Source organism: Solibacillus sp. FSL K6-1781 (assembly GCF_038630735.1).
Lineage (GTDB): Bacteria > Bacillota > Bacilli > Bacillales_A > Planococcaceae > Solibacillus > Solibacillus silvestris.
The window spans coordinates 112,984-125,000 of record NZ_CP152038.1; the positions used below are offsets into that span (position 1 = coordinate 112,984).

The 12,017-nt window shown below is 40.6% G+C and carries 13 protein-coding genes; all 13 read left to right on the forward strand.

The features are described from left to right. Positions 1-83: 83 nt before the first annotated feature. The 13 genes from MHH37_RS00530 to lysS all read left to right on the forward strand — a co-directional run bounded on the left by MHH37_RS00530 (position 84) and on the right by lysS (position 11,469). A complete protein-coding gene (locus MHH37_RS00530) occupies positions 84-851 on the forward strand; it encodes a type III pantothenate kinase (RefSeq protein WP_008408254.1) in 768 nt (255 codons plus the stop codon). A 17-nt stretch (positions 852-868) separates the two neighbouring features. Beyond that, entirely contained in the window at positions 869-1,750 is an 882-nt protein-coding gene (hslO, locus tag MHH37_RS00535) for an Hsp33 family molecular chaperone HslO (RefSeq protein WP_008408253.1), read from the forward strand. Next, on the forward strand, positions 1,734-2,708 hold the full coding sequence (locus MHH37_RS00540) for a peptidyl-prolyl cis-trans isomerase (protein ID WP_342574576.1): 975 nt from the start codon (positions 1,734-1,736) through the stop codon (positions 2,706-2,708). The genes hslO and MHH37_RS00540 overlap by 17 nt, the downstream gene beginning before the upstream one ends. 219 nt (positions 2,709-2,927) lie before the next feature. After that, entirely contained in the window at positions 2,928-3,863 is a 936-nt protein-coding gene (gene cysK / locus MHH37_RS00545) for a cysteine synthase A (protein WP_008408251.1), read from the forward strand. A gap of 147 nt (positions 3,864-4,010) precedes the next feature. Beyond that, entirely contained in the window at positions 4,011-5,420 is a 1,410-nt protein-coding gene (locus MHH37_RS00550; RefSeq protein ID WP_340734501.1) for an anthranilate synthase component I family protein, read from the forward strand. Then, entirely contained in the window at positions 5,417-5,986 is a 570-nt protein-coding gene (gene pabA / locus MHH37_RS00555) for an aminodeoxychorismate/anthranilate synthase component II (protein WP_342574578.1), read from the forward strand. The genes MHH37_RS00550 and pabA overlap by 4 nt, the downstream gene beginning before the upstream one ends. A gap of 11 nt (positions 5,987-5,997) precedes the next feature. Next, the gene (gene pabC, locus MHH37_RS00560) at positions 5,998-6,861 is read left to right on the forward strand and encodes an aminodeoxychorismate lyase (protein WP_342574579.1); all 864 of its coding nucleotides are present in this window, start codon (positions 5,998-6,000) and stop codon (positions 6,859-6,861) included. Next, complete coding sequence (folP, locus tag MHH37_RS00565) at positions 6,845-7,705, forward strand: dihydropteroate synthase (RefSeq protein WP_014822285.1); 861 nt, start codon at positions 6,845-6,847, stop codon at positions 7,703-7,705. The genes pabC and folP overlap by 17 nt, the downstream gene beginning before the upstream one ends. 10 nt (positions 7,706-7,715) lie before the next feature. Then, on the forward strand, positions 7,716-8,084 hold the full coding sequence (gene folB / locus MHH37_RS00570) for a dihydroneopterin aldolase (protein WP_342574580.1): 369 nt from the start codon (positions 7,716-7,718) through the stop codon (positions 8,082-8,084). Then, positions 8,081-8,605, forward strand: coding sequence for a 2-amino-4-hydroxy-6-hydroxymethyldihydropteridine diphosphokinase (gene folK / locus MHH37_RS00575; protein WP_065216282.1), 525 nt, complete (start codon positions 8,081-8,083; stop codon positions 8,603-8,605). The genes folB and folK overlap by 4 nt, the downstream gene beginning before the upstream one ends. Further along, positions 8,557-8,760, forward strand: a complete 204-nt coding sequence (locus tag MHH37_RS00580; RefSeq protein ID WP_008408244.1) for a helix-turn-helix transcriptional regulator — start codon at positions 8,557-8,559, stop codon at positions 8,758-8,760. Before folK ends, MHH37_RS00580 begins: the two co-directional genes overlap by 49 nt. Before the next feature lie 21 nt (positions 8,761-8,781). Further along, complete coding sequence (dusB, locus tag MHH37_RS00585) at positions 8,782-9,792, forward strand: tRNA dihydrouridine synthase DusB (RefSeq protein ID WP_008408243.1); 1,011 nt, start codon at positions 8,782-8,784, stop codon at positions 9,790-9,792. 174 nt (positions 9,793-9,966) lie between these two features. After that, the gene (gene lysS, locus MHH37_RS00590) at positions 9,967-11,469 is read left to right on the forward strand and encodes a lysine--tRNA ligase (protein ID WP_193433813.1); all 1,503 of its coding nucleotides are present in this window, start codon (positions 9,967-9,969) and stop codon (positions 11,467-11,469) included. The last annotated feature ends 548 nt before the right edge of the window (positions 11,470-12,017 follow it).

Genomic DNA, 12,017 nt, shown 5'->3' on the forward strand with positions numbered 1-12,017 from the left:
CCGACTAAAAATACTGAATACTGTATAGTAGATGGCCAAATATGGTATGATTTTTTTCAGTATAAGAAAAGTAGGTGCCACTTGTGATTTTAGTAATGAATGCGGGTAACTCCAATATCATTTTAGGTATTTATGATCAAGATAAACTTATCCATCATTGGCGGACAGAGACAAATATACGAAAAACTGAAGATGAATATGCGATGCAATTTAAGGCGTTTTTTTCTCATGAAGGCATTTCATTTGAACAAGTAAAAGGGATTATTATATCCTCAGTTGTGCCACCTATTATGTTTGCACTTGAATTAATGTGTAAAAAGTATTTCAATATCCAGCCTTTGATTGTGGGACCCGGTGTAAAAACAGGCTTGAATATAAAGTATGAAAATCCGCGTGAAGTAGGCGCAGACCGTATTGTAAATGCGGTTGCCGCTTTACAGCAATATAGTGGGAGACCACTGATTATTATCGATTTTGGTACAGCGATTACGTATTGCTTTATTAATGAACGAGGCGATTATTTAGGGGGCGCCATTGCACCCGGTATTGCCATATCAACAGAGGCGCTCTATACACGTGCAGCAAAGCTACCTCGAATTGAAATTGCCCATACATCGCAAGTTGTGGCAAAGAATACGGTAGCTGCTATGCAGGCAGGGGTTTTTTACGGGTTTTTAGGACAAGTAGAAGGCATCGTCAGTCGTATGAAAGCGCAAAGTAAAGAAGAGCCACTCGTAATTGCAACTGGGGGACTAGCAAAATTGATTGCGAATGAAACCCAGATGATTGATGTCGTCGATCCGTTTTTGACGCTCAAGGGACTAGCAACGATTTATAAAAGAAATCAATAGAAAAGAGGAATTTCAACATGAAAGACTACTTAGTAAGAGGAATTGCATATGACGGACAGGTACGTGCGTTTGCAACAAATACAACTGCAACTGTAGGAGAAGCACAACGCCGTCATAATACATGGCCTGTTGTATCTGCTGCGTTAGGCCGTTCAATGACAGCATCTGTAATGATGGGTGCGATGTTAAAAGGTGACGACAAAATTACCGTAAAAATCGAAGGGAACGGTCCAATCGGTCCAATGGTTATCGATGCAGATGCCAAAGGAGATGTGCGTGGCTTCGTTACAAATCCACATGTTCACTTTGAATTAAATGAACAAGGAAAACTGGATGTACGTGCTGGTGTTGGTTCTGAAGGTGCTTTGACAGTTGTTAAAGACTTAGGTTTACGTGATATGTTCTCAGGTCAAACACCGATCGTCTCAGGAGAAATTGCTGAGGACTTCACATATTACTTCGCTACATCTGAACAAGTACCTTCATCAGTAGGTTTAGGTGTGTTAGTAAATCCGGATAATACAATTTTAGCAGCGGGCGGCTTTATTATTCAATTAATGCCAGGCTGTGAAGAAGAAACAATCGAAGCAATTGAAAAGCATTTATCATCAATTGAGCCTGTTTCTAAAATGATTGAAAAAGGATATACACCTGAGCAAATTTTAGAAGCAGTATTAGGCGAAGGCAATGTTCAAATTCTTTCAACAATGCCTGTACAGTTCCAATGTCAATGTTCAAAAGAGCGTTTCGGTGCGGCAATTATCGGTTTAGGTGTTGGTGAAATTCAGGAAATGATTGACGAAGATGGCCAAGCAGAAGCGCAATGCCACTTCTGTTTAGAAACTTATCACTTCGATAAAAGTGAACTTGAAGGCTTTGTGAATGAAATCCAATCGTAATTTACACAAAACACCACAACCACCGCAAAATAATTTACCGTATACACAACGACGCTTAAAAACAAAACCTACGTTGCTGTTATTACTGCTATTGTTAATCGGAAATCTATTTTGGTTTGTGTTATGGGTACTCCCATTTGATGAAACAACATCAGAGAAAGAAGACGGCGGCGAAAAAATTGCTGCCGTCGAGGGAGATCCAATTACACGCCAACAATGGCTTGCTGAAATGGAAAACCGTTACGGAAAAGAAACATTGCAGAGTTTAGTAAATGAAGCTGTTATGGAAAAAGCGGCGGAAAAATATAAACTCGATGTAAAAGAGGAAGAGATTGATTTAGAAATAGCCTTATTACGTTCGGCACAAGATTCAAATGATTCAACTCTACATAGTTTATCCCCAGAGCAACTGCGTCAAAAAATGCGTGCTCAGCTCATCTTAGATAAAGTACTGACAAATGATATTGTAGTAAAAGAGAATGAAGCTAAAAAGTATTACGAAGATAATAAGTCGATCTATAATATTCCAACTACACACCGAACAAGTATCATTATCGTGAATTCAAAAGAGGATGCGGAACGGGTGGAAAAAGAGCTGAAGGACGGCTCTGATTTTGCGGTTCTGGCACGCGAGCATTCATTGGATACAGCATCGGCAAGTTTAGGTGGAGACATTGGCTTTATTTCATCAAGTCAATCGGCAGTGGATCCTGCCATTTTACCAGAAGTGGAAAAGCTGAAGGAAAAGGAAACTTCCAAACCTTTTGTATTAAGCGATGGGCGCTATGCAATCGTCAAGGTTACTGAGAACATGGAAGGGCAGTCATTCAGCTTTGATGAAGTAGAAGGGCATGTGAAACGTCAGCTCGCTTTGGAACAGCTGTCGCCTTCCATTACACCGGAAGCTTTCTGGGCAGAATTTAATGCAACATGGATCTACGGAGAATCTGAAAATTAACACCAGATTTATATGGGCTAGGACAGAAGTTGAAGTTTAAGTGAAAGAGGAACTTTTAACTGTCTTTGCCCTTTTTCCTATTTAATAAGCAAAACTAAATAGTCAGAAATTTTACAAAAATTTCGTTTCAATTAATTGACAAGTACTATGAAAAATTGATAAGATACAAATTAAGTAAAACCTATTGATTTGGTAGGGATTTGGAGAGGAATGGATAAAATGAGTAAATTAGCAAATTCAGTGGCGGACTTAGTAGGTCGCACACCAATCGTAAAATTAAACAATGCAACAAGTGAAAATGAAGGTACAGTTTACGTAAAGCTTGAATACTTTAACCCAGGTTCTTCAGTAAAAGACCGTTTAGCTTTAGCAATGGTTGAAGCAGCAGAAAAAGACGGCACATTAAAGCCAGGCGGTACAATCATCGAGCCAACTTCTGGTAACACAGGGATCGGTTTAGCGATGATTGCTGCAGCAAAAGGCTATAAAGCGATTTTAGTAATGCCAGAAACTATGTCACTAGAGCGTCGCAACCTTTTACGTGCTTATGGTGCTGATTTAGTATTAACACCAGGCCCAGAAGGTATGAAAGGTGCAATTGCAAAAGCAGAAGAATTATCAAAATCAGAAGGCTACTTCTTGCCACAACAATTCAAAAACGAAGCAAACGCAGAAATTCACCGTTTAACAACAGGTCCTGAAATTGCGGAAGCATTCGAACAAGAAGGCTTAAAATTAGATGCATTTGTTGCTGGTGTAGGTACTGGCGGTACAATTACTGGTGCAGGTGAAGTACTGAAAAGCAAATTCCCTGAAATTGAAATTATTGCGGTTGAACCTAAAGATTCTCCAATTCTTTCAGGCGGTAACCCTGGTCCACATAAAATTCAAGGTATTGGTGCAGGTTTCATTCCGGACGTATTAAACACAGAAGTATATGATTCTGTATTACCGGTTGAAAACGAAACGGCATTCGAATATGCTCGTAAAGTAGCCCGTGAAGAAGGCATTTTAGCTGGTATTTCTTCAGGTGCAGCAATTTATGCAGCAATCGAAACAGCAAAACGTTTAGGCAAAGGCAAAAACGTATTAGCAATTATCCCATCAAACGGTGAGCGCTACTTATCAACGCCTTTATACCAATTTGAAGATTAATTAAATTTTACCTAAGTGATTTTAAAAGCTATTTTGCGAGTTTAACCTCGTAAAATAGCTTTTTTTCTTAGAAACTGCTAAGTTAAAAATGGATTTTTAAAGCGTTATCGAGTTTAATTAAGAAAAAGGTAAAGCAGGTGTAAATTGATGCAACAACTAGAAACACATACATTTTACATGACAAAAGATGAGTTTTATTATAGTTTCCAGGAACAGACGGCAATGGAAAAACAGCGTGCATTTCTGGAAAGCGGTAGGGGCGGGCATTTTTCAATTGCTGCATGGCAGCCAATTGCAACAGCAAAGTCAGTGGAACACGGTCTGGAACTGAAGTGGAAAAATGGAGAGACAGAACTGAAAACAGGTGAGGCACTGGCGGAATTAGAAAAAGTAATCGCAGAGTATAAGCTTGAAGCGAATCCGAATCTGCCTGATTTCCAAGGTGGAGCAATTGGATTTATTTCGTATGACTATGCACGCACGATTGAAGTTCTTCCAAATAATGCGGAAGATGACTTACACGTACCGGATCTTTATTTTTATTTGTTTGATCATTGGGCAGTCCGGAATGTCCAAACAGGTGAAGTAACATTGATGAAGTTGTCTACTAGTGAAGTCGATTTACTTTCATGGCAATCGGATTGGCAACAGCATGCCGAATCCGGGTTGGGAAAGCGTCATTTTAATCAGGAAACAGCTAAAAACATGCAGCAGGATGAAGCGGAATTACAAGTTTCCTTCAGTGGGGATGCATTTGAATCTGCTATACATAAAATTCAGCACTATATTGGACAAGGTGATGTGTTCCAGGTCAACTTGTCGGTGCGCCAGGCGAAAAAACTTTCTGCAGCACCGATTGCGATGTATGAGGCAGTTCGTTCGTTTAATCCTTCACCGTATATGGCTTATATTGAAAGTGAGGATTTTGCGGTTGTTAGCGGCTCGCCGGAATTGCTTGTAAAACGTAAAAACAATGAGCTGTCAACAAGACCAATTGCAGGAACACGTCCGCGCGGAGCATCGGAAGAACAGGATGTGGCTTTAGCCAATGAACTGATTGAGCATGAAAAAGAGCGTGCAGAACATGTCATGTTAGTTGATCTAGAGCGCAATGATTTAGGAAGAGTAAGCAAATACGGAACGGTAGAAGTAAATGAGTTTATGGTTATCGAGCATTACTCGCATGTGATGCATATTGTTTCGAATGTGCGCGGGGAAATTGCACAAGGAAAAACAAATGCGGATGTCATTCGGGCAATGTTCCCCGGTGGTACGATTACAGGGGCACCGAAAATCCGTACGATGGAAATTATTGAAGAGCTGGAGCCGGTACGCCGTGGTCTTTACACAGGATCAATCGGCTGGATTGGCTACACAGGTGACTTAGAGCTAAATATCGTTATCCGTACAGCGTATATTCAAGATGGTATTGCGTACATTCAGGCGGGTGCTGGTATTGTCATCGATTCCATTCCGGAAAACGAGTATATTGAATCGATGAATAAAGCGAAGGCAATGTGGCAGGCAAAAGCGATGGCAGAAGAGGTGAGCAAATGATTTTAATGATTGATAACTATGATTCGTTTACATATAACTTAGTGCAATACTTCGGTGAATTCGGTCATGAATTGGTCGTAAAGCGCAATGATGAGATTACTGTCGAGGAAATTGAAAAACTTCGGCCAATGATGCTTGTCATCTCACCAGGGCCGTGTACACCAAACGATGCCGGAGAAAGTCTCCGTATCATCGAACATTTCACAGGCAAGCTTCCGATTTTAGGTGTGTGCTTAGGTCATCAGGCGATTGCACAAGTATTTGGCGGCGATGTTGTGCGTGCTAAGAGATTGATGCACGGGAAAACTTCCCCTGTTCTTCATAAGGGGATTGGTCTTCATAGAAAAAATGAGAACCCATTTTTGGCAACACGCTACCATTCACTGATTGTAGAACCGACAACTTTACCGGACTGTCTGGAAGTGACAGCTTGGACAGCGGAAGGCGAAATTATGGGGCTGCGACATAAGGAATATCCGATTGAAGGGGTTCAATATCACCCGGAATCAATTATGACCGAAGACGGCAAGAAGCTGTTACGCACATTTATTGAGTCGTATTGTTAGGGGGAAAGGCAATGCTATGTTGGATGAATGGACAGTATATCGATGAACAAGATTTGAAAATTTCTCCGTTTGATCACGGTTTTTTATATGGACTCGGTTTTTTTGAAACATTTCGTACATATGAGGGAAAGGCTGTCTATTTGCATGAACATTTCAGCCGTCTGCTTGAAGCATTAAAAGAATACCGTATTCATTTTCCGTATACGATACAGAACATAGAAGAGGTCATTGAAAAGCTCAATGCACAGGACGGCAAAGAAGGGTATTTTCGTTTAAATGTATCAGCCGGTGTGCATCCAATTGGACTTGCACCCTCCGAGTATACCGAACCGACCGTTATTCTGTTTCGTAAAGAACTGCCAGAAATGGTACGCGGGACAGAAAAAGAAGCGGTGTGGCTGAAAACAGCCCGTAACTCTCCGGAACAGCAGACCCGCTATAAAAGCCATCACTACGGCAATAATGTACGAGCGCGGTTAGAGTTACCGAGTTTAGCTTCTCAAGAAGGTTTCTTTACCGATCAGAACGGTGTTATCGCAGAAGGCATTACGTCAAATGTCTTTTGGATAAAAGATGGTATACTGTATACGCCTTCTACTAATTTAGGTATTTTACCGGGGATTACACGTAAAAAAGTCATTCAACTCGCTGAAGAACTCCAAATTCCGGTACGAGAAGGCCGCTTTATGGCATGGGAATTGGAACAGGCGGATGAATGCTTTATTACAACAGCTGTACAGGAGCTCGTACCGATTTCCCGTATTGGGGAGGTACGCTTTGCGGGCAGTGAAGGCAGACTTTATAAAAAGTTGCATCAAAAATATTTACAAAAAATTGTTATGTGTTTAGGAGACCGTCATGTTAGAAAACTATAAAGTACTCACATTAAATGGGATCGAACTGGATTTTCGTAAAGAAACATTCGTGATGGGCATTTTAAATGTAACACCGGACTCATTTTCGGATGGCGGCAGGTTCAATTCGGTTGAAAAAGCAGTTGCACAGGCAAAAAAAATGGTGGCAGATGGCGCAAAAATTATCGATGTTGGCGGGGAATCAACACGCCCTGGCTATACACGGATTTCAGATGAGGAAGAAATTGCACGTGTTGTACCGGTAATTCGGGCGCTTTTAAAAGAAGTACCTGCGATTATTTCAATTGATACGTATAAATCGAATGTTGCGCGTGCTGCAATTGAAGCAGGGGCACATATTATTAATGATATATGGGGCGCAAAGGCGGATCCGGAAATGGCAAGTGTCGCGGCAGAACTCGATGTGCCGATTATTTTAATGCATAACCGCCTGTCAGATCAATACGATAACTACTTCAACGATTATATGGCCGATATGCAGGAAAGTATTGCGATTGTAAAAGCAGCAGGTGTACGTGACGAGCATATTTTCCTTGATCCTGGTATCGGTTTTGTGAAAAGTTTAAGTGAAAGTATTGAAACGATGCAGCGCCTTGATGAGCTTGTTGCATTAGGCTATCCAGTATTGCTTGCGACATCACGCAAGCGTATGATCGGATCGATTTTGGAACTACCCGTAGATGACCGAGTGGAAGGGACAGCCGCTACTTGTGCATTTGGTGTCCAAAAGGGCTGCCATATGATGCGTGTTCATGATGTAAAGGAAGTGGCGCGTACAGTGAAGATGATGGATGCGCTTGTAGGGAAATTTGAAGTACAAGGTGAATTGGCACCGAGACATTAAGGAGTTTGCAATGGATTATATTCATTTAAAAGAAATGCAGTTTTTTGGTTATCACGGTGTATTACCGGAAGAAAACGTATTAGGACAACGCTTTCGGGCTAATGTTTCGCTTGCTGTTGATATGAAACGTGCAGGTGAGACGGATGAGCTGGATCAGACGGTTAGCTATGTGGGCGTTTATGATATTTGTAAAGAAGTAATTGAAGGGAAGCCGTTTAAATTGATTGAAGCAGTAGCGGAAAAAGTTGCTTCAAGGATTTTAACGCAATATGAAGGTCAGATTTTTGGGTGCCGCGTCGAAATTATTAAGCCTGACCCTCCAATTTCGGGACATTACAAAGAAGTCGCGGTTGAAATTACAAGAGGACAATTCGTATGATGACGACAGCGTACTTATCGATCGGTACAAATATAGGTGAGCGTGAGCAAAACTTGCAAGACGCGGTAAAGCTGCTCACCGCACATGAGGCGATATCTGTAACAGCGATTTCTTCAATTTATGAAACAGCAGCAGTAGGCTATACAGATCAGGCAGATTTTTTGAATATCGCAGTTGCTCTTGAAACGGAACTCGATGCCTTTGAGCTTCTTGCGGAGTGCCAAAAAATCGAAAATGATCTTGGCCGTGTCCGTGAATTTCGGTGGGGACCACGAATAATCGATTTGGATATTTTGCTGTATGGTCAACAACTGTATGAAACCGAAAAATTAATAATTCCACATCCTCGAATGTACGAACGTGCATTTGTGCTTGTACCGTTAGAAGAGATTATGACGCAAAATTATGATATGCTTGTAGGCGTGCAAAAAGCGTTACATGCACTTGATATAGAGAAAGAAGGCGTCAATCTGTGGAAGAAAATCAATACGGTCGCAGAATTCGTGCCTTTCGAAAACTAAAACGAATTCAGCAAACCGAATTTGCAAAACATATTGGTATATCTGTAACAATTTTAGGGCGAATTGAACGAGGCGAGAAGAAACCCTCTGAAGAACAACTTCAAACAATTGCAGATGTATTACAAATAGATATAAAAGAATTAAAAGGTGAGTAACCGAGTGGAGGGAACAAAAAGGTGTCAAACATCGACCAAAAGCCATTCCAAATAGGCGATATTATTATGGATAACCGGGTCGTTCTTGCTCCGATGGCAGGAATTTGCAACTCTGCTTTCCGGTTAACGGTAAAAGAGTTTGGAGCGGGGTTAGTCTATGCGGAAATGATCAGCGATAAAGCGTTGAACACCCGCAACAAAAAAACATTGGACATGCTTTATATTGACGAGCGGGAGAACCCGATGACGCTGCAAATTTTTGGAGGAGACAAAGAAAATTTAGTAGAGGCAGCGAAATTTGTAGACAAACATACAACAGCCGACATTATCGATATCAATATGGGATGTCCTGTAAACAAAATTATTAAATGTGAAGCTGGCGCAAAATGGCTTCTTGATCCGAATAAAATTTACGAAATGGTTTCAGCAGTTGTCGATGCAGTTGATAAACCCGTTTCGGTAAAAATGCGTATCGGTTGGGATGAAGAGCGTGTATTCGCTGTGGAAAATGCCCAGGCAGCAGAACGTGCAGGCGCAGCCGCTATCGCGATGCATGGCCGAACTCGTGTGCAAATGTATGAAGGTAAAGCAAACTGGGACGTTTTAGCCGAAGTGAAGAAAAATATTAGCATCCCGTTTATCGCAAATGGGGATGTGGAAACACCGGAAGATGCTAAGCGCATTCTGGAACATACAAAGGCAGATGGGGTCATGATTGGTCGTGCTGCTTTAGGAAATCCATGGATGATCTATCAAACGGTAAAATACTTGGAATCAGGTGTTCAAATTCCAGAGCCTTCAGTTCGTGAAAAAATGGATGTTTGTTTATTGCATTTTGAACGTCTAAAAGCACTTAAAGGTGAAAAAGTGGCGGTTAGAGAAATGCGTAAACATGCATCATGGTACTTAAAAGGTATTCGTGGAAACGGAAAGATCCGTAATGCCATCAATTTAACGGAGACCGAGCAAGAATTACGTATTCTTCTAAACAGTGTTGCAGATGAATACGAAGAAGAAGCAGTAATTGTATAAAAATCATTGAAGGCATCAGACGATGGTGCCTTTTTCTTATGTAAAGAAAAATCACTTGTCATAATTATCTGATATTTAAAATTAATTCGAAACAGGTGAATCAACAAAAGAAATACTGTACAATAGAAACATTATGGACTATTGTGCCGTTTTGGAGCGCAAAAACATTAAGGAGTGAAATACGTGTCAAATATCGAAGAATTAAACGACCAACTTTTGGTGAGACGCCAGAAGATGACAGATATTCGTGAAAACGGTATGGACCCATTCGGCAGCCGTTTTGAACGCACACATTTATCGAACGAAGTTATTGCAGAAAATGAGCAATTTAATAAAGAACAGTTAGAAGAAAATCCACGTGAAGTAGTAATCGCCGGACGTATTATGACAAAGCGCGGTAAAGGTAAAGCAGGTTTTGCGCATATCCAGGACTTAGCAGGCCAAATCCAAATTTATGTACGTAAAGATGCAATTGGTGAAGAAGCATATGAATTGTTCAACAAAGCAGATCTTGGTGATATCGTAGGGGTAAAAGGAAACGTATTCCGTACGCAAGTTGGAGAGCTGTCTGTTAAAGCGACAGAGTTCACTTTCCTAACAAAAGCATTACGCCCGTTACCTGATAAATTCCACGGTCTGACAGACGTAGAACAACGTTACCGTCAACGCTATGTAGACTTAATGACAAACGACGAATCAAAAACAACATTTATCCAACGTTCAAAAATCATCCGAGCAATCCGCAACTATTTAGATAACAATGGTTATTTGGAAGTGGAAACACCAATGCTGCATACAATTGCAGGTGGTGCTGCGGCTCGCCCGTTCATTACACACCACAATGCATTGGATATGGAATTATATATGCGTATCGCAATCGAGCTGCATTTAAAACGTTTAATCGTTGGTGGCTTGGAAAAAGTATATGAAATCGGCCGTGTATTCCGTAATGAAGGAATTTCAACTCGTCACAACCCGGAATTCACAATGATTGAATTATATGAAGCGTATGCAGACTACAACGATATTATGGACTTAACAGAAAACCTTATTGCACATGTAGCCCAAGATGTTCTTGGTACGACATCTGTACAATATGGTGAAGATACAATTGAATTAGGTGTTGGCTGGAAACGTGTGCATATGGTAGATGCAGTTAAAGAAGCCACGGGTGTAGACTTCTGGGCTCCGATGACTGTAGAAGAAGCACGTAAACATGCTGCTGAACACGGCGTGGAAATTAAAGATGCACATGAAGTAGGTCACATCATCAATGAATTCTTTGAGCAAAAAGTAGAAGAAACATTAGTACAACCTACATTCGTAACAGGTCACCCTGTGGAAATTTCTCCGTTAGCGAAGAAAAATCCTGAAGATCCACGCTTCACAGATCGTTTTGAGCTATTCATTGTTCGTCGTGAGCACGCTAATGCATTCACAGAATTAAATGATCCAATCGATCAACGCGAGCGCTTTGAAGCCCAAATGGCCGAAAAAGAGGCAGGAAATGACGAAGCACATGAAATGGATAATGACTTCATCGAAGCATTAGAATACGGTATGCCACCAACAGGTGGTTTAGGTATCGGTATCGACCGCTTAGTAATGTTATTAACGAACTCACCATCAATTCGTGATGTATTGTTATTCCCGACAATGCGCCATACAACAAAATAAGTTTAGTTTAATTAGGGCCTTGCGCTATTCGCAAGGCTCTTTTCTTTATTATAGGAAGATGAGAGTGGCTGCTTGGCAGAGGTGAACGATGGGAGTCACGGCGTATAAATTATTCCTGGGGGATTATACAGATGTATTGTGGGAAGAATGGTCATTCCTTTCTATATATTGGAATGGATATAGGAGAAACAATAAACATTATAAAAAAATATAATATTTTTTAAAATAACTATTGCAATATAATTGTAGGGGTGGTATATTATTTCTTGTCGCTAAAACGCGGCGCACTAAACTACAAAGTTCTTTACTTTTCGACTTTAGAGTGGTAAAGTATAAGAGTTACCAAATTTACAGTGATTATGAGTTTGAAACTTTTTTGAAAAAGTTGTTGACAAATGATTCTTGAAAATGGTAAGATATAAAAGTTGTCACAAAGACAACGCAATGAACCTTGAAAACTGAACAAGCAACGTTAATGAAACAAGCTTCTTAAATGAAGCAAACAATAGATTTCAACTTCTAACGAAGTTGGATCGCTAGCAAAGCAA

Excerpts from the sequence above, each read along its gene's own strand:
- hslO (WP_008408253.1), top strand. The coding sequence starts at position 869 with ATGAAAGACTACTTAGTAAGAGGAATTGCATATGACGGACAGGTACGT.
- MHH37_RS00540 (WP_342574576.1), top strand. The coding sequence starts at position 1,734 with ATGAAATCCAATCGTAATTTACACAAAACACCACAACCACCGCAAAAT.
- cysK (WP_008408251.1), top strand. The coding sequence starts at position 2,928 with ATGAGTAAATTAGCAAATTCAGTGGCGGACTTAGTAGGTCGCACACCA.
- MHH37_RS00550 (WP_340734501.1), top strand. The coding sequence starts at position 4,011 with ATGCAACAACTAGAAACACATACATTTTACATGACAAAAGATGAGTTT.
- pabA (WP_342574578.1), top strand. The coding sequence starts at position 5,417 with ATGATTTTAATGATTGATAACTATGATTCGTTTACATATAACTTAGTG.
- pabC (WP_342574579.1), top strand. The coding sequence starts at position 5,998 with ATGCTATGTTGGATGAATGGACAGTATATCGATGAACAAGATTTGAAA.
- folP (WP_014822285.1), top strand. The coding sequence starts at position 6,845 with ATGTTAGAAAACTATAAAGTACTCACATTAAATGGGATCGAACTGGAT.
- folB (WP_342574580.1), top strand. The coding sequence starts at position 7,716 with ATGGATTATATTCATTTAAAAGAAATGCAGTTTTTTGGTTATCACGGT.
- folK (WP_065216282.1), top strand. The coding sequence starts at position 8,081 with ATGATGACGACAGCGTACTTATCGATCGGTACAAATATAGGTGAGCGT.